This is a genomic window from Uruburuella suis, assembly GCF_022870845.1.
Lineage (GTDB): Bacteria > Pseudomonadota > Gammaproteobacteria > Burkholderiales > Neisseriaceae > Neisseria > Neisseria suis.
Map to the genome: position 1 here is coordinate 511,994 of NZ_CP091507.1, position 23,663 is coordinate 535,656.

A 23,663-nucleotide genomic window follows, 5' to 3' on the forward strand; every position below is an offset into this window, starting at 1 on the left:
GCGTGATGCCTGTAAAACAACACCGCTCCGGCAGATGCCGGAGCGGCATTCAGACGGCCTTTATTCTACTTTCACGCCATCAAAGCGCACGGAGCCGAACGGGCTGATTTTGTAGTCTTTCACGTTCGGGGTGGTAAAGTGGGTTACCACCGAGTGCGCCATGGTGGTCCACGGCAGTTGCTCTTTAAAGATTACTTGCGCGTCTTTATAGGCGGCGATGCGTTTTTCTTGATCGGTGGTTTGGCGTGCGCCTTCCACCAGTTTGTCAAAGTCTTTATTACACCAGCGCGAGTAGTTGTTGCTTTTCACCGCTTTGCAGCTTAACAGCGTGCCCAGCCAGTTGTCGGGGTCGCCGTTGTCGCCGGTCCAGCCCACCATAATCGCGTCCGGCTCGCCTTTTCGCGCACGCTTGAGGTATTCGCCCCATTCGTAAGTGACCAGCTTGGTTTTCACGCCGATTTTGGCCCAATCGGCCTGAATCATTTCGGCCATCAGCTTGGCGTTGGGGTTGTAGGGGCGCTGCACCGGCATATACCACAAGTTGATTTCGTAGTTTTCGGCACCGGCTTCTTTCAGCAATTCTTTGGCTTTCTCGATGTCGTAAGGCGCGTCTTTGAGGGCGTCGTTATAGCCCCATTGCAAGGGCGGCATCGGATTAGTGGCCTTGATGCCCGCGCTTTGGTAAACGGCGTTGATGATGGCGTCTTTATTGATGGCCATATCCAAAGCTTGGCGTACTTTTAAGTCGCCCAGTTTGCCGCGCTCTACGTTGTAGCCCACATAGCCCACGTTAAAGCCGGGCTGGTCGATTACAGTTACTTTGCCCGATTTTTTCGCCGCTTCGATTTCGGCCGGCTTCGGATAAGCGGCTACGTTACACTCGCCTGCCTGTACTTTTTGCGCACGCACGGCTGAGTCTTTGGTAATCGCAAACACCAAGTTGTCGATATGGATGTCGTCTTTATCCCAGTAATCCGGGTTTTTGGCGTAGCGGATTTGGGTGTCTTTTTGGTAAGACTTAAACACGAAGGGGCCGGTGCCCACCGGTTTGGTGTTGTAGTCGGCCGCTTTGTTTTCTTTCACCAGCTTATCGGCGTATTCAGCCGAGCCGATGTAGGCAAAGGGCATGGCGATGTTTAGCAGGAAGGGCGCTTCCACTTCTTTGAGCACCACTTTTACGGTGTGGTCGTCTACTTTTTCTACCGATTCAACCAAATCGGGCAAGCCCATGTTCACTGAGTAGGGGAATTCGGCCGGGTAGGCTTTGTTGAAGTCGAAGTCTTTGTCGGTGATGCGTTTGAAGGTAAACACCACGTCGTCGGCGTTAAAGTCGCGCGTGGGGGTGAAATAATCGGTGGCACCGAATTTCACGCCTTGGCGCAGGTGGAAGGTGTAGGTTTTGCCGTCGGGTGAAATATCCCAGCTTTCGGCCAGCGCGGGTTGGATTTCGGTTTCACCGCGTTTGAATTCAACCAAGCCGTTGTAGAGCGGATAAGAGCTGGCATCGAAATCGGTGTGGGCGGTGTATTGCGCGGGGTCGAAGCCGGCAGGGCTGCCTTCAGAGCAATAAATGAGCGCTTTGCCCCCCTCCTTGGCATTTTGTTGCGAAGTGCCGGCATCGGCGCTGTCGGTTTTGCTGCCGCCGCCGCATGCGGCCAAGCCCAAAGTCAATGCAGCCAGGGCGGTCAGTTTGAAAAACGGTTGTTGCATGACGACTTCCTTTTCTTGATGGTGAGCAAAATCGGGCGCTGGGTTTGCGCGTATTGCATCGGCGGGCCAACATTGCTGCGTGTTGAAATGGGCGCAGCGCTGAAGGCTGCGTTGTTACATAATATACACTTCAATAAAAATGTAAAGCAAGGTGTGGCTGCGTAAATTGTGGTGTTTTGTTAATACTTGTTTTTTATAAAACAATAACTTGAATTCGATTTGATTGGAGAAATGTTTTCAATTTAATGAAATATCGCTTGCGTGGTGAAATGTAGTTATCCAACAAAATAAGCGATGTAAGTAGGTGATAAAACATTGAGGCCGTCTGAAACGTTTCAGACGGCCTCAATGTTTTAAGCGTAAATGCTTATTTTTTCAGCGAATCACGGATTTCGCGCAGCAGCACCACTTCTTCACTCGGCTCGGCCGGTGCTTCTTCCACCGGGGTTTCGCGTTTGAGCTTGCTGATGGCTTTGATCACGGCAAAAATAGCGGCGGCAATAATCAGGAAGCTGATGATGGTGTTGATAAACACGCCCACGTTGAGGGTAACGGCACCGGCGGCTTTGGCAGCGGCCAAAGAAGCATAGCCGGCTTCAGGCGCGGGCACGCCGTCTTTCAGGGTGATGAAGAGGTTGGAGAAATCCACACCGCCCAACAGCAAGCCGATGGGGGGCATGATCACATCGTCTACCAGCGATTTCACGATGCCGCTGAATGCAGTACCGATAACCATACCGACGGCCAAATCAATCACGTTGCCGCGCATGATGAAATCTTTAAATTCCTGTTTCAAAGACATGATGTTTCCTTTTTGAAAAATGGGTTATAAAAAATTGATTTGAATCAAATAAATGCAATTTGGGCAGATTTTACCCACTTTTTGGTAAGCAAAAGTATGCAATGGTTAAATTGTGTAGGTTTGACGCATGAGGAAACGATTTGTTCCGCTCAGGCGTAAAAAAGGCCGTCTGAAAAAAGGCAAGATGTAAAAATGCTACACTTTTCTTTTCAGACGGCCTGTTTGATAGATGTTACTGTCAATATAAATATAGTGGAATAAGTGCAAAATTGATACAGACCGGCGAAAAATGTACGGTTCGACCACGCACACAGAAGCCGGTTTAAACGCGTGCGTGGCTGCGCCACACACCCTGCACACGATTTGAGATTTCTTATTTTTGCATCCGTTTTTCTTTGATTTCACCATCTAAAAACACAGCGCCATATCGCAATGGGCTGTGTTTCGGTCTGCACCAATCTTGGGCGCGCTTATTCTTCTTCTTCGGGGTCGTTCAGCGCATTGATGCTGTAGCCGCCGTCGACATAAGTGATTTCGCCGGTGATGCCCGAGGCGAGATCAGAGAGCAAGAAGGCGGCGGTGTTGCCCACTTCTTCGATGGTCACGTTGCGGCCGAGCGGGTTATGCGAAGCCACATGGCTCAGGAGCTTGCTGAAGTCGGCAATGCCCGAAGCGGCCAGGGTTTTGATGGGGCCTGCGGAAATGCCGTTGCAGCGGATGCCTTCTTTGCCCAGACAGGCGGCGGTGAAGCGCACACCGGCCTCAAGGCTGGCTTTGGCCATGCCCATTACATTGTAATTCGGGATGGCGCGAATGGCGCCCAGATAGGTGAGCGCCACAATGGCACCGTTGCGGCCCTGCATCAGCGGGCGCGCGGCTTTGGCCAGCGCGGGCAGGCTGTAGGCCGACACTTCGTGCGCCACGCGGAAGGCTTCGCGGCTGATGCTGTCGAGAAAGTCGCCACCCAACGCTTCGCGCGGGGCAAAGCCGATGGAGTGCACGAGGCCGTCGAGGCCGTCCCAGTGTTTGCCCAAATCGGCAAAAGCCTGCTCGATTTCTTCGTCGCTCTGCACATCGCAGCGGAACACCAAATCGGAGCCCAGCTCTTTGGCCATTTTGCGCACGCGCTCTTCGAGTTTGTCGACAACATAAGTAAAGGCAAGCTCGGCGCCTTGCTCGTGGCATGCTTTGGCGATGCCGTAAGCGATAGAGCGCTCGGAAATCATGCCGGTAATGAGGATTTTTTTACCTTGCAAAAAGCCCATTTTTTATCCTTAGCAGTGGTTTTGCTGTTGTATTAAGCGGCGCATTATAGCAAATAATCGCTGTTTTGGCAGGGAAAACAATGTTTTCAGACGGCCTGTGGGTTTGTGGGTAAAATAAGGCCGCAATGAAAGGTGAGTGATGATAAAGCAATTGTTTTTTACGGCGCTGTGCAGCCTGCCGGCGTTGGCGCTGGCGGCACACGGCATCAGCCTGGGGCAGCCGCCGCGCTATGCGGCAGGATTTGCCCATTTCCAGTATGCAAACCCGGCCGCGCCCAAGGGCGGCAGTTTTTCGCTGCCGGTGGCCGGCGGCTTCGACACGCTCAACCCGTTTACGCTCAAGGGCGATCACGAAGCGGGCGTGGCCACGCTCACGCTCGACACGCTGATGGCCAAGAGCGATGACGAGCCGTTTGCCATGTATGGCTTGCTGGCTGAAGATGTGCAGCTGGCTTCAGACGGCCTTTCGGTTACGTTCAAGCTCAACCCGAAAGCGCGTTTTCACAATGGCGATGCGGTGTTGGCCAAAGATGTGGCCGCTTCGTTCAACACGCTCACGCGCGATGCGGCCGCCGCGCCGATGTATAAATTCTACTGGGCCGATGTGGCGCGGGTGGACACGCCCGACGCGCGCACGGTGGTGTTCCGCTTCAAGCAGCGCAATGCCGAATTGCACATGACGCTGGGCGAATTGCCGGTGTTTTCCCACAAAAGCTATCCCAAAGGGCTTGCCGCCGCGCCCAATGCGCTGCCCATCGGCTCGGGGCCTTACCGTTTTGTGCGCGCGGACACCAATCGTCAGAGCGAATACCGCCGCGATGCGGCCTATTGGGCGCAAAATCTGCCCACTCGCAAAGGCATGTACAACTTCGACACCGTGCGCTTCAAATATTACCGCGACGACAGTGTGCGCATCGAAGGCATCAAAGGCGGCCAATACGATTTCGTGCAGGAAAACATCGCCCGCAACTGGGCGCGCGCCTATCCCGAGAGCGTGTTGCAAAAGCGCAATCTGCAAAAACACGAGTGGCAGCACAGCAACACCGCCGGCCTGCAAGGCTTTGTGATGAACACGCGCAGAAAGCCGCTCGACGATATCCGCGTGCGCCGCGCGCTGGTGTTGAGCTTTGATTACGAAAGCATCAACAACCGCCTGTTTTACGGCCTTTATAAACGCAGCTACAGCCTGTTTACCAACGGCAGCATGGCCGCCGAGGGCAAGCCGCAGGGCGCAGAGCTCGCTTTGCTCAACAGCGTGCGCAACAAGCTGCCGGCTGCTGTGTTTGACGAGCCCGTGCCGCTGCCGCCGCAAACCAACCCCGCGCTCGGCGTGCGCCCCAACTTGGTGCAGGCGCGCGCGCTCTTGCAATCGGCCGGCTACCGCTACCGGGGCGGCGTGTTGGTAGATAAACAAGGCCGGCCGCTGGTGCTCGAATTTTTGTCGCCGAGCAAAACCTATGAGCGCGTCACCGCCAAATGGCAGCGCGATTTGGCCAAAATCGGCATCACCCTGAATGTGCGTGTGGCCGATGCAGCGGTGTATCAAAAGCGGCGCAACGATTTCGATTACGACCTCACCATTGTGGTGTATGCCAACAGTGAAAGCCCCGGCAACGAGCAATTCAACTATTTCGGCTGCCAAGCCGCGAAAACCCCGGGCAGCAACAACTGGGCCGGCGTGTGCGACCCGGCGGTGGAAACCCTGCTCAAGCGCTTTGAAAACTTCAACAACCGCGCCGAGCTCACCGCCGCCGCCCGCGCACTCGACCGCGTGATCCGCCATCAATATGTCGTGGTGCCCAATTGGTATGCCGACAAATACCGCGTGATTTACCGCAACACCATCGCGTTGCCCGCGCAGATGCCGCAATATTACAGCGCCACCGATTGGGTGCTGAAAGCGGGCTGGGTGAAGCGCTGAGCGTTGGTGGCGAAAAGGCCGTCTGAAAACATGCTTGCATGTTTTCAGACGGCCAAACCTTTCAGACGGCCAAACCTTTCAGACGGCCAAACCTTTCAGACGGCCAAACCTTTCAGACGGCCAAACCTTTCAGACGGCCAAACCTTTCAGACGGCCAAACCTTTCAGACGGCCAAACCTTTCAGACGGCCAAACCTTTCAGACGGCCAAACCTTTCAGACGGCCAAACCTTTCAGACGGCCAAACCTTTCAGACGGCCAAACCTTTCAGACGGCCAAACCTTTCAGACGGCCAAACCTTTCAGACGGCCAAACCTTTCAGACGGCCAAACCTTTCAGACGGCCAAACCTTTCAGACGGCCAAACCTTTCAGACGGCCAAACCTTTCAGACGGCCAAACCTTTGCAAAATCGCCCTTTTCGTCGCTCCTGCGCAGGCAGGAGCCCAGCCTGAAGCGCAGCTTCAGTTGTCCGGCAAGGCAGTCGCCATCAACACGAAAACAATCAAATAATTTGATTTTATAGAGAATTTTTTACTTTCTGAAATGTGCGAAGCAAACAAAACGCTGCTTTGCACCAGGCACCCGCCTGTGCGGGTGCGACAGATATCTGGTTTGCAAAGGCCTCGGCCAAACCTTTCAGACGGCCTATACAGATATCGAAACGCTGTGCTATCGTGTTTGGCCATAATAAACAAAATGATTGCTTGAAATGACACACATTCTTCCCCTGCACCCGCCCGCTTTTGCACGCCTGCCCGAGGCTTTCTACAGCCGCGTGTCGCCCGAGCCTTTACACACGCCTTATTGGGTGGCGCAAAATCATGTGCTGGCCGCCGAAATCGACATGCCGCTTGCAGATTTCAACGATGACATGCTGGCTTATCTGAGCGGCAGCGCCGCGCATTATGATCCCGCGCCGATTGCTTCGGTGTATAGCGGCCACCAATTCGGCGTGTATGTGCGCCAGCTGGGCGACGGGCGCGCCATGCTGCTGGGCGAATCGAGCGATGCGCAAGGCCGCGCGTGGGAATGGCAGCTCAAAGGCGCGGGCAAAACGCCTTATTCGCGCTTTGCCGACGGCCGTGCGGTGTTGCGCTCGTCGATACGCGAATATTTGTGCTCCGAAGCCATGCACGGCTTGGGCATTGCCACCACGCGGGCGCTGGCGCTCACCGGCAGCCACGATGCGGTGTATCGCGAAGAGCCGGAAACCGCCGCGATTGTTACCCGCATTGCGCCGAGCTTTATCCGCTTCGGCCATTTCGAATATCTTTACCACACCGGCCGCCACGAGCAGCTGGCGCCGCTGGCCGATTTTCTGATTGCACGCCATTTCCCCGAATGCCGCGCGGCCGAAAACCCTTATTTCGCCCTGTTTCAAGAAATCGCCCGCCGCAGCGCCGAATTGGTGGCGGCCTGGCAGAGCGTGGGCTTCTGCCACGGCGTGCTCAACACCGACAATATGTCGGCGCTCGGCCTCACCATCGATTACGGCCCTTTCGGCTTTCTCGATGCTTACGACCGCCGCCATGTGCCCAACCATTCCGACACGGCCGGGCGCTATGCGTATAACGAGCAGCCTTATGTGGTGCATTGGAACTTGTCGCGGCTGGCTTCCTGCCTGCTGCCGCTGGTGTCCGACAGCGCCTTGATTGACGAATTGGAGCGCTTTCCCGAGCTTTTTCAGACGGCCTATCTGAATAAAATGCGCGCCAAGCTGGGCCTGCAAACCGAGCAAAAAGGCGATGATGAATTGGTGGCCGATATGTTTACCGCGCTGCAAAGCCGCAAAGTGGATTTCACGCTCTTTTTCCGCCGCCTGGCCGATGTGGGCAATGTGCACGGCGAGGCGCTGCCCGAAGATTTGATGGCGCTGTTTCACGGCCCTGCCGAATCGTTTCACGCCTGGATAGGGCGCTATCGCGGCCGCCTGCGCGCGGAAAACAGCGATGCCGCCGAACGCAAAGCGCGCATGAATGCGGCAAACCCTTTGTATGTGTTGCGCAACTATCTGCTTGAGCAAGCGATTGCGTTGGCGAAAAACGGCGATTTCCGCGAAATCGACCGCCTGCACCGCTGCCTGCAAAACCCGTTTGAAGAAAAACAGGAATTTGCCGATTTTGCCGAAACGCCGCCCGATTGGGCAGGGCAGATTTGCGTGAGCTGCTCGAGCTGATTTGAAAACAGAAATATTTTAAAAGGCCGTCTGAAACCTTGTTCAGACGGCCTCTTTTATATATCGCGGCCAAATAAAAATCATATTGGCGCGCCCGTTTTTGCCACGCAACAAAATATCCGTTGCATGTAAAAATCCAATTTCCGATTGGAGGCGCTGCTTAAAAATTGTACAATCTCCACCTTTCCCACTGAATATCCGGCCATTATGCAAATCGGCGCTTATTCCGTTGACACGCCCATCGCGCTTGCACCGATGGCTGGCATCACCGACAAGCCTTTCCGCCAGCTTTGCCGCACATTCGGTGCCGGCTGGGCGGTGGGCGAAATGCTCACCAGCGACCCTTCGCTGCGCCATACCCGCAAAACCCTGCGCCGCAGCGATTTTGAAGGCGAAGAGGGCGTACGCGTGGTGCAGATTGCCGGCAGCGAGCCGGCGCAATTGGCCGAGGCCGCGCGTTATAACGTGGCGCAAGGCGCGCAAGTGATCGATATCAATATGGGCTGCCCCGCCAAAAAAGTGTGCAATGTGCTCGCCGGCAGCGCTTTGCTGCAAAACGAGCCGCTGGTGGCCGATATTTTGAATGCAGTGGTCAAAGCGGTGGATGTGCCGGTTACCCTGAAAACCCGCTTGGGCTGGCACGACGATCACAAAAATATCCATGTCATCGCGCAAATGGCCGAAGCGGCCGGCATTGCCGCGCTGGCGGTGCACGGGCGCACGCGCACGCAGATGTATAAAGGCGAAGCGGCTTATGATTTGATTGCCGAAGTGAAAAGCCGCGTGCAGATGCCTGTGTGGGTGAACGGCGACATCACTTCGCCGCAAAAAGCCGCCGCGGTGCTGAAACAAACCGGCGCAGACGGCATGATGATCGGGCGCGGCGCGCAAGGGCAGCCTTGGCTGTTTCGCGATGTGAAATATTTTGCCGCACACGGCGAGTTGCCCGAACAATTGAGCTTGGCTGAATGCAGCGCAACCGTGTTGCAACACTTGGCCGCCATGCATGATTTTTACGGTGAGCCAGCCGGCGTGCGCATTGCCCGCAAACACATCGGCTGGTATCTCGACCCGCTGCCCGGCGGCGAAGCGGCGCGGCGCGAAATCAACCGCCTCGACAGCGCAGCCGCGCAATACGATGCGGTGGCGGCATTTTTGGCGCAATTGCCGCAACATGCCGATGTTTGGGCATGTGTTTATCGTTGAGGCCGTCTGAAAAGCGGTGCGAAAAATAAATAGGCTTATTTACATTCCATATACAATACAGCCTGTCTATATGCACTTTTGCTTTGCTGAGCTGTTTTAGGCTCTGTAATTCGTATTGTGATGGAATTTCTCGACTGAATTGTTATGTGTATCGTATATATTCAAGCGGGTGCAATGTGCATTCAAGCGAATAGTGGATTGGGCGGGTTGCACTTTGCTGGTTTGGCTTTTCATGAAACAAAGGCAGGTATTTAACTTTTATCCATAAATTATGCCGCTAAGATTTTCTTGAACGGCTTGTTTGGAGCTGCAGGCTATACTGAAAAATTGAAAAACAGCTTCCATGAGTTGTGTGATGCAGGGCATGGAAATATTAAGGGTAAAAATGAAATATCGCAGTGAAATTGACGGTTTGCGCGCGGTGGCCGTGTTGCCGGTCATTTTTTTTCATGCCGGTTTTTCTGTGTTTCAGGGCGGCTTCATCGGTGTGGATGTGTTTTTTGTCATCAGCGGTTATCTGATTACCAGCATTTTGCTGAGCGATATGGAAGCCGGGCGGTTTTCACTGGCGAGCTTTTATGAGCGCCGCTTCCGCCGGATTTTGCCGGCGTTATTTTTTGTGATGCTGGCCACTTTGCCTTTGGCATTGATGTGGTTGATGCCGTCTGAATTGAAAGCTTACGCGCAAAGCTGGGTGGCTGTGGCGTTGTTTTCATCCAATATTCTGTTTTGGTTGACCAGCGGTTATTTTGAAACCGCTGCTGAATTGAAGCCTTTGCTGCATACTTGGAGCTTGGGTGTTGAAGAGCAGTTTTATGTGTTTTTTCCGCTATTGTTGATGTTGTTGTGGCGGCGCGGCCGGCGATGGCTGTTGCCGGCTTTGCTGCTGGTGGCGTTGGGCAGCTTGGCTGCATCACAATGGGGCGCGCACGAATATCCTTCGGCGGCATTCTACTTGTTGCCATTTCGTGCTTGGGAGTTGCTGGCCGGCGGTTTTGTAGCTTTTTATTACAAACGCCATGATCGTTTGGCGCAAAATCCGCAGCTGAACCAATGGGGCAGCCTGGCTGGTGTGTTGTTGTTGGCGGTGGCGGTGTTTACTTTCCACCGCCATATGCCGTTTCCGGGTTTTAGTGCATTGGTACCGGTGTTGGGCACGGTGCTGGTGATTATGTTTGCCACGCCACAAACTTGGGCTGGCAAGCTTTTATGCAACAAGCTTATGGTGCAGATCGGGTTGATTAGCTACAGCGCTTATTTGTGGCACAATCCGCTGTTTGCTTTTGCACGGGTGCGCGCCGAATTTCATTTGGAATCGCCACTGCTGATGCTCGCTTTGGCTTTTTTATCGCTGGTGTTGGCCTATTTCACCTGGAAATATGTAGAAGCGCCTTTTCGCAGCAAAGAGCGTTTTAACCGTCGCCAGATTTTCAGCATGAGCCTGCTGGGCAGTGCCGGTATTATGGCATTGGGTTTGGCCGGGCATTTTTATTTTCAGGCCAAAGAGCCGAAAGTGGATTACCGTTGGAGTGAGTTTGCGCGTCAGCATGAATGCCTGATTCAAGATGATCATGCCGATACTCAGGCTGAGAGTTGCTATGTGCAGGGGCAGAATATGGTGCTGTTGTGGGGCGACAGCCATGCCGCTTCACTGTATCAGGGCTTGCAAGGCTTTGCTGATGATTATGAAATTTCACTCAGCCAGCTTAATCAGTCTGCCTGCCCGCCTTTGCTGGGCTTGAAACAAGCTGATTTTGAGCGGAAAAATTGCACGGCGATTAACCAACGGATTATAGATGATATTGGCCGTTACCGTTACAATACGGTGATTCTGCACAGCATGTGGTTTTTTGAGCGCGTGCCGGTGGCGTATGATGATATCAGCCGCTCTTTGGGCGAAACCATTCGCAGCATTAAAAAAGTGTCGCCGCAAAGCCGGGTGGTGGTGGTGGGCAATGTGCCGCGATGGTATATTTCTGCCGAGCGCGCTTATGTCAAAACGCTGGCTGCCCGGCCGCAAATTGAGCCTGGGCAAGCTTTGCAAAGCGGCGCGATTGTTTTGCCGCAATTGGAGCAGGCTTTGCGGCTGGCCACCGAGCAAAACGGTGCGGTGTTTATTGCCCCTTCTGCTTATTTGTGCGCGCCTGGAGCAGCTGAACACCGTGATTGCTTGTTGTCTGTTGACGGTAGTCGTGAAGGCATGGCCTATACGGATAGCGGCCATTTGTCAAAACAGGGTGCAGATGCCTTGGTGCAGCGTATGGCTCCGCAGCTTAAAGAGGCTGTTGTGCCATAATACCTGCAGGCATGTTTTTATATGCCGATTCAGGCGGCTTTAGGTTCAGATGGCTTAGGCGGCCTGGATTTTATATTTCATCACTTGGCAATATTTTGCTCAAAGTTGGGCGTGCCGATAAAAGCCGTCACCATGAGTTATTCAGAGCCTCCTTTTTAAGATAGCAAGGCGGGTAACGCCGTTAGGTTGTTTTTTGGTTGGCTATAATGGGGATGTGATGGTGTCCGACATCAGAACTATTGCAGAGAGCTGATGTGTTTTCTAGTAAACAGGCTTTCAGACGGCCTGCTGATAACGAGAACAATAAAGAAAATAATATGCCGAATAAAACTCATGACATTGCCGACTGTGTGTCGCACAATATCCGCCAATATTTCAAAGATCTGGATGGCGAAACCCCGTGCGGCGTTTACGATATGGTGTTGCACCAAGTTGAAAAGCCGCTGCTCGAATGCGTGATGGCCCAGTGCGGCGGCAACCAGTCGAAAGCCGCAGCGGTGCTGGGGCTCAACCGCAATACCTTGCGCAAAAAATTGGTGCAGCACGGCTTGATCGATTAAGTCGGGTTGGCCGTTTCCACTCACTTGTATCTGCATATTAAAGGAACGATGATGGCAGCAGTAAAACGAGCATTAATCAGCTTGTCCGACAAAACCGGCGTGGTGGATTTTGCCCGCTCGCTCACCGACTTGGGTGTTGAAATCCTTTCCACCGGCGGCACTGCCAAATTGCTGGCCGATGCGGGCGTGGCCGTGATTGAAGTGGCCGACTACACAGGCTTCCCCGAAATGCTCGACGGGCGCGTGAAAACGCTGCACCCGAAAATCCACGGCGGCATTCTCGGCCGCCGCGACCTGCCCGAGCATGTGGCCAAAATGGCAGAGCACGAAATCGGCAACATCGATATGGTGTGTGTCAACCTTTATCCTTTTGCCGCCACCATCGCCAAGCCCGGCTGCACGCTGGAAGATGCGATTGAAAACATCGATATAGGCGGCCCCACCATGGTGCGCTCGGCCGCAAAAAACTGGAAACACGTGGCCATTATTACCGACAATGCCGATTTTGCTGCCGTGATTGAAGAGCTGCAGCAAAACGGCGGCAAGCTGGGCGACAAAACCCGCTTCAATCTTTCCCGCAAAGCCTTCAGCCACACCGCCCAATACGACGGCATGATTTCCAACTACCTCACCAGCCTTTGCGACGACAAACTCACGGGCGAACCGGAGGTGGGCACCTTCCCCGGCCAAATCAACGGCAGCTGGAAAAAAGTGCAAGATTTGCGCTATGGCGAAAACCCGCATCAAGAAGCCGCTTTTTACCGCGATTTTTATCCCGCCGCCGGCAGCTTGGCCGCTTATGAGCAATTGCAGGGCAAAGAATTGTCTTACAACAATATTGCCGATGCCGATGCTGCCTGGGAAGCCGTGAAAGCCTTCGAGGAGCCGGCCTGCGTGATTGTGAAACACGCCAACCCTTGCGGCGTGGCTGTGGCTGCCGACACCTTGAGTGCCTACAAATTGGCCTTTGCCACCGACACCACCAGCGCCTTCGGCGGCATTATCGCCTTCAACCGCGAAGTGGATGCCGAAACCGTAGAAGCCGTGACCGGTCAGTTTCTCGAAGTGTTGATGGCACCGAAATTCACCGATAAAGCCAAAGAAATCATTGCTGCGAAGAAAAACGTGCGTGTGTTGGAAGTGCCGCTTTTGGCCGGCGCCAACCGCTTCGAGCTCAAACGCGTGGGCGGCGGGCTGCTGGTGCAAACGCCCGACATCCACCGCATCCGCCGCGAAGATTTGACCGTGGTGAGCAAGCGCGCGCCCACCGAGCAGGAATGGCAGGATTTGATGTTTGTCTGGAAAGTGGCCAAATATGTGAAATCGAATGCGATTGTGTTTGGCAGAGGCGGCCAAACCTACGGCATTGGCGCCGGCCAGATGAGCCGTGTGGATTCCACCCGCATCGCCGCGCGCAAAGCGGCAGAGGGCGGCTTTGATTTAAACGGCGCCTGCGCGGCCTCGGATGCGTTTTTCCCGTTTCGCGACGGCATTGATGTGATTGCCGAGCAGGGCATCAAAGCGATTATCCACCCCGGCGGCTCGATGCGTGATCAGGAAGTGTTTGATGCGGCGGATGAACACGGCATCGCCATGGTGCTCACCGGCGTGCGCCATTTCCGCCATTGATTCAATGCATACATAGATTTGATTGAATGAAAAATAAAGGCCGTCTGAATGTTTTTAAGCATTCAGACGGCCTTTATTATTTTAGTGCTTGAAGTTTGACGCCTCATTGGTAAGATGTAGTGCGCTGTAGTGGCCGACGTCTTCATGCTCGGCGAGCGGGTGCAAAATGGCTCAATGCTTTTCAGGGTGCTTGCAAAACGCACATAAAGAGCATGATAAAAAGCCGATGATTGAATATATTTTAGTGCTTTGGCATTGTTGTTTATTGTTATATCATGCGGGCTACATGATTTTTGCGGCGTTTGTCAGATGCTTGATATCATATGAATGTCATAATAATGATGTAAAGATGATAAAAACAACAGCCGGCAACAGGCCGGGCGGGCGGTATGGCTCAATCTGGATAAGCGGCATGTTTTCTTTTTTAAGCGGCATGCGCTCTTTTTCGACAAGCAAAAAGCCGCTCAAAATAAGCCGCCTGTTGATGAGTTAAGCCGATTATCTTGTTTTTAGTCAGATGGGTAAGCATGCAGATTATGATGACGCCGCAAGACATTCAAGAATGTTTAAACGCTATTCTTGGGCTGTGACGGATCGATATAACGAAACCAAACCGGCCTGATACCACTCTATTTAAGATAAACAGATTATTTACCAGTTGAGAATATACCCATGAGTTTTTCACAAGCCGAACTGACCAACGCTTTGCGCCTGTTGTCTGAGCGTTTGCCCGAGTTTTCAGAGCCGCAGGCTCAGATCTCCCGCTTGTTGCGTGTGGTAACCGAGCGCTTGAGCGGCAATCTGAATGAAAGCCTGAAGGAATTCGGCATCAACGAAAACCTGTGGTTTGCCGTGATGGCCGTGTATGTGAGCCCCGACAGCGAAATCCTGCCCTCGCGTTTGAGCGATTTGATGGATCTCACCCGCACCAGCGCCACCCGCCTTTCTGATGATATGGTGGAGCGCGGCTGGGTGGAGCGCCACATCAATCAGCAAGACCGCCGCCAAATTGTGCTAAAATTAACCGCTGAAGGTGAAGCTTTTATCCAGAAGGTGTGGCCGCAGATTGCCAATCGCGACCAAAACGTATGGGAAGCTTTCGCGGAAGAAGATTATGCCCAATTGCACCACTTGCTGAGCAAACTGCTGACCCGTTTGGGCGGCTGATTTCCGGCAACAGGCAGGGCAACACACAGAGCCCGAAATGAAACCGATATTACCCATGCGTGGGTTGGGGCTGTTGGCATTATCCATGCTGACAGCCTGTGCCCAATTCGGTAACCAAGCGCCGTTGGATGCTCCAACGGCGTATTCGTTGCCACAAGGTTCGCAGCCGCAAGCCGCGAAAGCTGATTGGTGGCTGGGCTTGGGCGATTCCATGCTCAACCGCCTGATGGCGCAAACCTTGGCCTCTTCACCCGATTTGCGTGCCGCCCGCGCCCGTTTTGCGCAAGCGCAGGCGCAATTAGGCATTACCGAAGCGGCCGACAAAACCCAAATCGGCCTAGTGGGGCAAGGGGTGGGCGCTTATGTTGCACCCAAGCCCACCGCCACATATGGCCACCCCGACCACACTTTGTGGCTGGCTAATGTGGCTTTGCAAGGCAGCTGGTCGTTTGATTTTTGGGGCAAAAACCGCGCCCAGGTGGCCGCAGCCATCGGGCAGCGCCAAGCCGCGGTTTATGAAGCCGAGCAAATCCGGCTCACGTTGGCACAGGCGGTGGCGGCGCAATATTTTGCCTGGCAGGCTGTCAATGAGCAGCAGCGTTTGTTGCAACAGCGCATCGAAGCGGCCGCCGAGTCGGAAAAAATCCTTAAGCAGCGCATCCGCGCCCAATTGCTGCCGGCCAGCGCCGCTTATCCGGCCGAGCAGGCGCAGCAGCTTTTGCAGGCGCAGCAATTGGTGCTGGCAAGAAATGCGGCGCGCATCCGCCACAGCTTGGCGGTGTTGAGCGGGCAGGCGCCTAATGCACTTGACGGCCAAACACCCGCCGTACAAGGCAGTCCGCCCGTGTTCTCCGCTGGGAATATTAAAGCTGATCTGCTCGGCAAACGCCCGGATATCGCTGCCCAGCGCGCGCTGTTGCAATCGCGTTGGCAGAATATTCAGGCGGCCAAAGCTGAATTCTATCCCAATATCGAATTGAAATTATTGGCAGGCTTTGCGCATATTGATGCGTTTAATCTGTTGAGCGGCAGCAATTCAGGCATGCTGGGCATTGTGCCGGCCATCAATCTGCCGATTTTCACCTCGGGCGCGCTGCAATCGAAGCTGGCTTACCGTAATGCTGAATATAATCAACAAGTGGCGCTGTATGACCAAACGGTGTTAAATGCGATGCGGGCAGCAGCCGATGCGGTGAGTGATTACCAAACCTTGCAGGCTCAGGCGCTGTTGCAGCAACGCGCGGCGCTGACCTCAGCCAAAAACGCAGCCGCTGCGCGCCGGCGTGTGGCGGCTCAAATCGATAATCCGCTCGCTTATCTGCAAAAACAAGACGAAGCTTTGCAGCAGGCGGCTCAGGCCGTGCAGGTGCAAAGTGATTTTTTAGTTGCCTGGAGCAATGTGCACGCGCAGCTTGGCGGCGGCTTCAAAGCGGAATAACACCAAACCTATAGATTCGGCAATTAAATATTGAAATTTCAACATTAATCCCCATTTCTCCCCAATGGAAAAAGAAGACGGAAGAAAACTTGCAGCCGAAGCCCAATTCGAACGGCGCAAGCAAGCAGTCAGACTGCACAAACAGGGCAAAACACCCGAGCAAATCGCCGAAATGCTCGGCATGGGTCATGTCACCGCGCGCTCAGCCATCAAAATCGCCGAAGCAGACGGCATCAAAGCATTGGCACCCAAAAAGCGCGGACGCCCATCAGGAAGTTGCCGCCAACTGAGTGAAGAGCAGGAAGCCCACATACAGCGCCTTATCTGTGAAAAGCGCCCCGAGCAGATGAAAATGGACTTCGCCTTATGGACTCGGGCGGCGGTTATGGCCTTGATCAAGCAAGAGCTGGCTATCGAATTGCCGGTACGTACGGTAGGCGAATACCTCAAGCGCTGGGGGTTTACGCCGCAAAAACCCATCCGGCGCGCCTACGAGCAACGTCCCGAAGCAGTGAAGCAATGGCTGGAGGAAACCTATCCCGATATCGCCAAACGGGCAAAAGCCGAAAAAGCGGAAATCCATTGGGGTGATGAAACAGCGGTAGTCAATACCGATGTACGCGGGCGGGGTTATCAGCCCAAAGGACAAACGCCGGTAGCCTATACCGTAGGCGGGACACGGCATAAACTTTCGATGATTTCAACGGTGACCAACCAGGGCAAGGCACGCTGGATGATTGTGGAAGATGCATTCAACAGCGACAAGCTGATTGAGTTTCTGGAAGCATTAATCAAAGATGCCGGTAAGAAAATCTTCCTGATACTGGATAACCTGCGGGTTCACCACAGCAAGCCGGTCAAAGCCTGGTTGGAAAAGCATAAAGAGAAGATCGAAGTGTTTTATTTACCCAGTTACAGCCCGGAGCTGAACCCTGATGAACGGTTGAATGCGGATTTGAAACAAGCACTGGGCTCGCGTGTTCAGCATCGTACAAAAGCGAAACTGAAGCAGGCAACGGAGAATCATATGCGGATGCTGGAGAACCATCCTCAACGGGTGGCTGCGTATTTTAGAGATCCGAAGGTGAAGTATGCTGCATAAACATTTCAATATTTAATTGCCGAATCAATAAAAAACAAGCTAACGGCGTTGCCGTCTTGTTATCTTATTTTGTAAGTTTGGTATAAAATAGCCATTCAATAGTAGCATGGCGTGAAATGGCCGCAAAGCAGAAGCCCTATATTTGCTTTGTTGCGATTTTATGGCACATCGTGTTCAGACGGCCTATGGTTTACCCGGCCGTCTGAAATGGTTTCAGGCGCAGCAATGCGGCTTACAATAAAAAGAGCTTCTTCATGAGTGAAACAAACCAATCTTCGCAAGCCAACCCGCCCGCAGCCGCTGCTGCCGGCGAAACTGCGGCGCTCAAGCCGCGTATGCCCGGCCACCGCAAGCGCAACCTCACGCTGGTAACTTTATTGTTTATCGTCGTTGCGCTGGGCTTTGCGTTGATGTATTTCTTGGTGTGGCAGCATGAGGAAGAAACCGAAGATGCTTATGTGGCCGGCCATGTGGTGCAGATCACGCCGCAGCTGGCGGGCACGGTGCGCAAAGTGGGTGCGGACGACACCGACATTGTCAAAAAAGGCGATGTGCTGGTGATACTGGACGACAGCGATTTCCAACTGGCCTACGAGCGTGCGCAAAGCGAATTGATTCAGGCCATCCGCCAAAACAAACAGCAAACTGCCGCCACCTCGCAGGCGCGTGCGCAGGTGTTGGCGCGAAAAGCCGATTTGGCCGCCGCGCAAGCCGATTTACGCCGCCGCGAATCGCTGGCCGGCACTGATGCAATTTCGGGTGAAGAGCTCAGCCATGCCCGCGCGGCTGTGGTGCAGGCGCAAGCGGCGTTGAAGGCGGTCGAGGCGGAGGAAACTTCGGCTCAGGCGGCTTTGGGCAACAATATTCCGCTGCGTCGGCAGCCGGCAGTGCAAACCGCCATCAGCCATATGAAAGATGCCTGGCTCAATTTGCAGCGCACACAAATCCGCTCGCCTGTGGCCGGGCAGGTAGCCAAACGCAATATCCAAATCGGCCAGCGCACAGCGCCGGGCACACCGCTGATGGCGGTGGTGCCGCTGCAAGATGTGTGGGTGGATGCCAACTTTAAAGAAGTGCAGCTGAGCAAAATGCGTATCGGTCAGCCGGTTACGATGACTTCGGATTTATACGGCAGCAAAGTGGTGTATCACGGTGAAGTGATGGGCTTGTCGGCCGGCACCGGCAGCGCTTTTTCGCTGTTGCCGGCGCAAAATGCTACCGGCAACTGGATTAAAGTGGTGCAGCGCGTGCCGGTGCGCATCAGCTTGGATCCGCGCGAAGTGGCTGCGCATCCGCTGCGCGTAGGCTTGTCGATGACGGTGACGGTAGACACCGGCAACCGCAGCGGCCAAACCATGGCGGCGGCAGCCATTAAAGGCGCAGCAGCGCCTGAGGGCGAAGCGGTGGATTGGCAGGTGGCCGATGCGCTTATCGATCAGATTTTTGAGAAATATGCTAAATAAGTTTCAGACGGCCTCTGATTTAAACATGCAGGCCGTCTGAAAGCAGTCAGGAATGATTATGAATCATCCGCCTTTGCAGGGCATGCGGCTGGTGTTGGTGACCTTGGCTTTGAGCTTGGCCGTGTTTATGGAAGTGCTCGATACCACCATCGCCAATGTGGCCGTGCCGGTGATTGCCGGCGATCTGGGCGCTGCCACCACGCAGGGCACTTGGGTGATTACCTCGTTTGCCGTGGCCAATGCGATTTCCATACCGCTCACCGGCTTTATGGCGCGCCGTTTCGGCGAAGTGAAAGTGTTTGTGTGGTCGGTGATCGGCTTTGTTATTATGTCGTGGTTGTGCGGCATTGCGCATAATCTGGAGCTGTTGGTTTTGTTTCGCGTGTTGCAGGGTTTTGTGGCCGGCCCGCTGATTCCGCTCTCGCAAAGCTTGCTGATGGCTTCTTATCCGCCGCAAAAGCGCACGCTGGCGCTGGCTTTGTGGGCGATGACGGTGGTGGTGGCGCCGGTGTTGGGGCCGATTCTCGGCGGCTGGATTTCCGATAATTGGCATTGGGGCTGGATTTTCTTTATCAACGTGCCCATCGGCATAGCCGCCGCTTTTGTGGCTTGGCGGCAGTTGCGCCATCGCGAAACCGAAACCGAGCGCACGCCGGTCGATTATGTCGGCCTGATGCTGATGGTGTTGGGCGTGGGCGCGCTGCAAATGATGCTCGACCGGGGCAAAGAGCTCGATTGGTTTTCTTCTACCGAGATTATTGTGCTGGCGGTGGTGGCAGTGGTGTGTCTCACCTATTTTATCGTGTGGGAATTGGGCGAAAAATACCCGATTGTGGATTTGTCGCTATTCAAAGACCGCAATTTTACCGTGGGTGTGACTGCCGTGTCGCTCGGCTTTATGCTCTATATGGGCACGCTCACTTTGCTGCCTTTGGTGTTGCAAACGCATCTGGGCTACACCGCCACTTGGGCCGGGCTGGCCGCTGCGCCGGTGGGTATTTTGCCGGTGATTTTGTCGCCGATTATCGGCCGCTTCGGTGCACGCCTGGATATGCGCTGGTTGGTTACGGCAAGCTTTTTGGTGTTTGCCTTCACTTTTCACTGGCGCACCAATTTTTATGCCGGCATGGATTTCGGCAATGTGATCTGGCCGCAGTTTTGGCAAGGATTGGGCGTGGCCATGTTTTTCATGCCTTTAACCGCCATCACCTTGTCGCATATGAAAGGCCCGCAAATCGCGGCCGCCAGCAGCTTGTCCAATTTCTTGCGCGTGTTTATGGGCGGCGTGGGTGTGTCCATCGTGACCACCACTTGGGAGAAGCGCGAAGCTTTGCACCACACCCAGCTTGCCGAGCAAATCACCCCCTATTCACATGCCACGCGTGAGGCCGTGCAAGGCATGATGCAGGCGGGCATGAGCGAGCAGCAAGCTTATGGCAGCATCGTGCGCTCGATTTCCCAGCAGGGTTTTATCATCGGCTCTAATGAAATATTTTGGGTGGGCAGCGTTTTATTTGTGTTGATGATTGCGGTGATTTGGTTTGCTAAGCCGCCTTTCGGTTCAGGCGCGGGTGGCGGGCATTAATCTTGATAATATCAACCAAAGGCCGTCTGAAAGATTTTCAGACGGCCTTTGGTTTGATTTGTTTTTTAACGCAAACTGAGTAATAAATCCCGAAAGGCATTCGGGTCTTTAATAAACGTCATTTCACCTGCTTGTGGAAAATGAAAGTCCAGCAACCGCGACACCCAGAAGCGGATGCAGCCGGCACGCTGCGCTATAGGATAATAAGCCAGCTCGGCCTCATCAAGCGCCCGTACGCTGATATAGCCGTCAACAAACGCTTTTTCCAGCGCTGCATCCAGCTTATTGTCAGCTGTGCGCGCCCAATCGTTTACCGCAATGGCCAAGTCATACATAAAATTGCCGTTGCAGGCGTAGTAAAAATCAATAAAGCCCGCCACTTGCTCACCATCAAGCAACACATTGTCTTTGAATAAATCCGCATGAATGATGCCTGAGGGCAAATGTCCGCCTGGATGCGCATCAATATAGGCAATTTCACTTTGCAGCAAGCGCGCATCATCTTCGTTTAACACGGGCAGCAATTGCGAACAGGCCTCGTGCCACCATTGTGTGTAGCGCGGGTTATCCATCTGGTGAGGAAAGCTTTGCCCGGCCAGATGCATTTTGGCCAACATCGCCCCGGTATGAAAGCATTGTGCCTCCGTGGCCCAGCTGGTGTCCGAGCCGCGCAAACACGTGACCAAACAGGCCGGTTTACCCGCCAGCACAGAATCAAAGCGACCATCATTGCGTGCAACCGGCGCGGGGCAGGCCACGCCGTTTTCACTCAAATGCTGTTTTAAAAGCAGAAAAAAAGGCAGCTCTTCCTGCTTTAACACTTCAAACACCGTCAACACATAGCGGCCGCTGCCGGTGGTCAAAAAATAATTGCTGTTGGTGATGCCCTGAGCTATGCCTTGAAGAGAGATAAACTCGCCTAAATTATAATCAGTTAGAAATTGACGCATCTCTTCATCAGAAATGCTGGTGTAAACAGACATGGTTTTATTCGCTGAAAATCAATAGGCATCATCATACCATACCAAAACACGGCAAAAAAAGGCAGAGAGATGAGGTTATTGCAAAGGCCGTCTGAACCCCTTTTCAGACGGCCTTAGTACTATATTGTTCTCTGCATTGTTTTGACTGGCAGGAAATGGAGGGGAGAGTTGATAAAAAATACCCAGCTAAAACAATCGGGTGATATTTTATTGTAAATATTTTTGCAGATAGATGTTGACGGGTTTTGGTGGTTTGGGTATAGTTCGGTTCTTCGCTGCTTCGGCGGCGATGTGATGAACAGATAATTATAGCACAGTTGGTCTTAATTTAAAGCGTTTTTGAAACGATTTGTATGAATTGAGGTTGACAAAGGATTTTGTTGCTGTATACTGCCATCCCTGCTCTTTAACAAACAGATTACCGATAAGTGTGAGTGCGGAGACGCCTCACACTGTTGAAAAAAGATAGACAAGATTATGTATAACATATCTTCGTTTATTTCTTTGAAGCAGACCAGAAGTTAAAAAAGTTAGAGATTGAACATAAGAGTTTGATCCTGGCTCAGATTGAACGCTGGCGGCATGCTTTACACATGCAAGTCGGACGGCAGCATAGAAGAGCTTGCTCTTTTGATGGCGAGTGGCGAACGGGTGAGTAATGCATCGGAACGTACCGAGTAGTGGGGGATAACTGTCCGAAAGGATGGCTAATACCGCATATTCTCTGAGGAGGAAAGCAGGGGACCTTAGGGCCTTGCGCTATTTGAGCGGCCGATGTCTGATTAGCTAGTTGGTGGGGTAAGAGCCCACCAAGGCGACGATCAGTAGCGGGTCTGAGAGGATGATCCGCCACACTGGGACTGAGACACGGCCCAGACTCCTACGGGAGGCAGCAGTGGGGAATTTTGGACAATGGGCGCAAGCCTGATCCAGCCATGCCGCGTGTATGAAGAAGGCCTTCGGGTTGTAAAGTACTTTTGTCAGGGAAGAAAAGCCTGGGGATAACACCCTCAGGTCATGACGGTACCTGAAGAATAAGCACCGGCTAACTACGTGCCAGCAGCCGCGGTAATACGTAGGGTGCGAGCGTTAATCGGAATTACTGGGCGTAAAGCGAGCGCAGACGGTTATTTAAGCAAGATGTGAAAGCCCCGGGCTCAACTTGGGAACTGCGTTTTGAACTGGGTAACTAGAGTGTGTCAGAGGGGGGTAGAATTCCACGTGTAGCAGTGAAATGCGTAGAGATGTGGAGGAATACCGATGGCGAAGGCAGCCCCCTGGGATAACACTGACGTTCATGCTCGAAAGCGTGGGTAGCAAACAGGATTAGATACCCTGGTAGTCCACGCCCTAAACGATGTCAATTAGCTGTTGGGGTACATGATGCCTTAGTAGCGTAGCTAACGCGTGAAATTGACCGCCTGGGGAGTACGGTCGCAAGATTAAAACTCAAAGGAATTGACGGGGACCCGCACAAGCGGTGGATGATGTGGATTAATTCGATGCAACGCGAAGAACCTTACCTGGTCTTGACATGTACGGAATCTCTTAGAGATAGGAGAGTGCCTTCGGGAGCCGTAACACAGGTGCTGCATGGCTGTCGTCAGCTCGTGTCGTGAGATGTTGGGTTAAGTCCCGCAACGAGCGCAACCCTTGCCATTAGTTGCCATCATTAAGTTGGGCACTCTAATGGGACTGCCGGTGACAAACCGGAGGAAGGTGGGGATGACGTCAAGTCCTCATGGCCCTTATGACCAGGGCTTCACACGTCATACAATGGTCGGTACAGAGGGTAGCCAAGCCGCGAGGTGGAGCCAATCCCAGAAAACCGATCGTAGTCCGGATTGCACTCTGCAACTCGAGTGCATGAAGTCGGAATCGCTAGTAATCGCAGGTCAGCATACTGCGGTGAATACGTTCCCGGGTCTTGTACACACCGCCCGTCACACCATGGGAGTGGGGGATACCAGAATTGGGTAGGGTAACCTTCGGGAGCCCGCTTAACACGGTATGCTTCATGACTGGGGTGAAGTCGTAACAAGGTAGCCGTAGGGGAACCTGCGGCTGGATCACCTCCTTTCTAGAGAAGACGGGGCGTATTCGCATTCACACTTATCGGTAAACTGTAGATTAGAGATGCAAAGGAAGTAAACATAAGGCCTTGGGTTTGTAGCTCAGCTGGTTAGAGCACACGCTTGATAAGCGTGGGGTCGGAGGTTCAAGTCCTCCCAGACCCACCAATCAGAGGCCGGACCCGACACTGGGGGCATAGCTCAGTTGGTAGAGCACCTGCTTTGCAAGCAGGGGGTCATCGGTTCGATCCCGTTTGCCTCCACCACACTTTGCAAATCAAAGCGAAAG

At 53.6% G+C, this 23,663-nt stretch carries 17 protein-coding genes, 2 tRNA genes and 1 rRNA gene; 15 read left to right on the forward strand and 5 right to left on the reverse strand.

The window, feature by feature from the left end; all coding sequences use genetic code 11:
* Positions 1-60: 60 nt before the first annotated feature.
* The 3 genes from LVJ78_RS02300 to fabI all read right to left on the reverse strand — a co-directional run bounded on the left by LVJ78_RS02300 (position 61) and on the right by fabI (position 3,777).
* Positions 61-1,710, reverse strand: a complete 1,650-nt coding sequence (locus LVJ78_RS02300) for an ABC transporter substrate-binding protein (RefSeq protein ID WP_132954709.1) — start codon at positions 1,708-1,710, stop codon at positions 61-63.
* Positions 1,711-2,077: 367 nt separating this feature from the next.
* Positions 2,078-2,512, reverse strand: coding sequence for a large conductance mechanosensitive channel protein MscL (gene mscL / locus LVJ78_RS02305; protein WP_132954710.1), 435 nt, complete (start codon positions 2,510-2,512; stop codon positions 2,078-2,080).
* Between the two features lie 470 nt (positions 2,513-2,982).
* Positions 2,983-3,777 (reverse strand): enoyl-ACP reductase FabI, encoded by a 795-nt coding sequence (gene fabI, locus LVJ78_RS02310; RefSeq protein WP_132954711.1) that lies wholly within the window; start codon positions 3,775-3,777, stop codon positions 2,983-2,985.
* 139 nt (positions 3,778-3,916) lie between these two features.
* Between fabI and LVJ78_RS02315 the strand changes: the two genes are divergently transcribed.
* From LVJ78_RS02315 to purH, 7 genes are all read left to right on the forward strand, one after another.
* On the forward strand, positions 3,917-5,698 hold the full coding sequence (locus tag LVJ78_RS02315; RefSeq protein ID WP_132954712.1) for an extracellular solute-binding protein: 1,782 nt from the start codon (positions 3,917-3,919) through the stop codon (positions 5,696-5,698).
* A gap of 38 nt (positions 5,699-5,736) precedes the next feature.
* Positions 5,737-6,207 (forward strand): hypothetical protein, encoded by a 471-nt coding sequence (locus LVJ78_RS02320; RefSeq protein WP_244802592.1) that lies wholly within the window; start codon positions 5,737-5,739, stop codon positions 6,205-6,207.
* A gap of 199 nt (positions 6,208-6,406) precedes the next feature.
* Positions 6,407-7,873 (forward strand): protein adenylyltransferase SelO, encoded by a 1,467-nt coding sequence (locus tag LVJ78_RS02325; RefSeq protein WP_132954713.1) that lies wholly within the window; start codon positions 6,407-6,409, stop codon positions 7,871-7,873.
* 207 nt (positions 7,874-8,080) lie between these two features.
* Complete coding sequence (gene dusB, locus LVJ78_RS02330) at positions 8,081-9,079, forward strand: tRNA dihydrouridine synthase DusB (protein WP_132954714.1); 999 nt, start codon at positions 8,081-8,083, stop codon at positions 9,077-9,079.
* A 343-nt stretch (positions 9,080-9,422) separates the two neighbouring features.
* Positions 9,423-11,375, forward strand: coding sequence for an acyltransferase family protein (locus LVJ78_RS02335; RefSeq protein WP_244802593.1), 1,953 nt, complete (start codon positions 9,423-9,425; stop codon positions 11,373-11,375).
* A gap of 317 nt (positions 11,376-11,692) precedes the next feature.
* Positions 11,693-11,935 (forward strand): Fis family transcriptional regulator, encoded by a 243-nt coding sequence (locus tag LVJ78_RS02340; protein WP_132954715.1) that lies wholly within the window; start codon positions 11,693-11,695, stop codon positions 11,933-11,935.
* A 51-nt stretch (positions 11,936-11,986) separates the two neighbouring features.
* Positions 11,987-13,564 carry a bifunctional phosphoribosylaminoimidazolecarboxamide formyltransferase/IMP cyclohydrolase gene (gene purH / locus LVJ78_RS02345; RefSeq protein WP_132954716.1) on the forward strand — a complete coding sequence of 526 codons (1,578 nt, stop codon included), beginning with the start codon at positions 11,987-11,989 and terminating at the stop codon, positions 13,562-13,564.
* 330 nt (positions 13,565-13,894) lie between these two features.
* Here the strand turns inward: purH and LVJ78_RS02350 are convergent, their stop codons facing one another.
* A complete protein-coding gene (locus LVJ78_RS02350) occupies positions 13,895-14,032 on the reverse strand; it encodes a hypothetical protein (RefSeq protein WP_165870941.1) in 138 nt (45 codons plus the stop codon).
* Between the two features lie 204 nt (positions 14,033-14,236).
* Between LVJ78_RS02350 and LVJ78_RS02355 the strand changes: the two genes are divergently transcribed.
* The 5 genes from LVJ78_RS02355 (at position 14,237) to LVJ78_RS02375 (ending at position 20,319) form a co-directional block, all read left to right on the forward strand.
* A complete protein-coding gene (locus LVJ78_RS02355; RefSeq protein WP_132954717.1) occupies positions 14,237-14,731 on the forward strand; it encodes a MarR family transcriptional regulator in 495 nt (164 codons plus the stop codon).
* Positions 14,732-14,768: 37 nt separating this feature from the next.
* Entirely contained in the window at positions 14,769-16,169 is a 1,401-nt protein-coding gene (locus LVJ78_RS02360) for an efflux transporter outer membrane subunit (protein WP_132954718.1), read from the forward strand.
* A gap of 64 nt (positions 16,170-16,233) precedes the next feature.
* Positions 16,234-17,271, forward strand: coding sequence for an IS630 family transposase (locus LVJ78_RS02365; protein WP_132954952.1), 1,038 nt, complete (start codon positions 16,234-16,236; stop codon positions 17,269-17,271).
* Between the two features lie 335 nt (positions 17,272-17,606).
* Complete coding sequence (locus LVJ78_RS02370; protein WP_132954946.1) at positions 17,607-18,734, forward strand: HlyD/EmrA/EmrK family protein; 1,128 nt, start codon at positions 17,607-17,609, stop codon at positions 18,732-18,734.
* A gap of 58 nt (positions 18,735-18,792) precedes the next feature.
* Positions 18,793-20,319 carry a DHA2 family efflux MFS transporter permease subunit gene (locus LVJ78_RS02375; RefSeq protein WP_132954945.1) on the forward strand — a complete coding sequence of 509 codons (1,527 nt, stop codon included), beginning with the start codon at positions 18,793-18,795 and terminating at the stop codon, positions 20,317-20,319.
* A gap of 65 nt (positions 20,320-20,384) precedes the next feature.
* Here LVJ78_RS02375 and thrB read toward each other — a convergent pair whose 3' ends face one another.
* Positions 20,385-21,302: a homoserine kinase gene (thrB, locus tag LVJ78_RS02380; RefSeq protein ID WP_132954944.1), complete on the reverse strand. Its 918-nt coding sequence runs from the start codon at positions 21,300-21,302 to the stop codon at positions 20,385-20,387.
* A 539-nt stretch (positions 21,303-21,841) separates the two neighbouring features.
* Here thrB and LVJ78_RS02385 point away from each other — a divergent pair.
* The 3 genes from LVJ78_RS02385 (at position 21,842) to LVJ78_RS02395 (ending at position 23,640) form a co-directional block, all read left to right on the forward strand.
* A 16S ribosomal RNA gene (locus LVJ78_RS02385) occupies positions 21,842-23,382 on the forward strand.
* A gap of 83 nt (positions 23,383-23,465) precedes the next feature.
* Positions 23,466-23,542 (forward strand) — tRNA-Ile (locus tag LVJ78_RS02390).
* A 22-nt stretch (positions 23,543-23,564) separates the two neighbouring features.
* Positions 23,565-23,640 (forward strand) — tRNA-Ala (locus LVJ78_RS02395).
* Positions 23,641-23,663 lie beyond the last annotated feature (23 nt).